Source organism: Leifsonia sp. SIMBA_070 (genome assembly GCF_046534635.1).
Lineage (GTDB): Bacteria > Actinomycetota > Actinomycetes > Actinomycetales > Microbacteriaceae > Leifsonia.
Map to the genome: position 1 here is coordinate 1 of NZ_JAWRYK010000623.1, position 252 is coordinate 252.

Genomic DNA, 252 nt, shown 5'->3' on the forward strand with positions numbered 1-252 from the left:
GCGGCGGGCCCTGGCCGAGGCCTACACCCGGCCCGGCGAGCCGGGCTACGCACCCGGGATCTGGAAGCCGGAGGACTACACGCCCGACACCGCGCTGATCAACTACTACGCGCACGGCGCCCACATGGGCATGCACCAGGACAAGGATGAGAAGTCCAGCGCACCCGTCGTATCGCTAAGCCTTGGTGACACGTGCATATTCCGGTTTGGGAATACTTCGACCCGAACCCGCCCGTACACCGATATTGAGCT

At 64.7% G+C, this 252-nt stretch carries 1 protein-coding gene; it reads left to right on the plus strand.

Features of this window, described 5'->3' with window-relative positions; translation table 11 throughout:
- Positions 1–252, plus strand: a 252-nt coding sequence (locus SB754_RS21715) for an alpha-ketoglutarate-dependent dioxygenase AlkB (RefSeq protein ID WP_410784385.1), incomplete at both ends; no start/stop codon positions are given.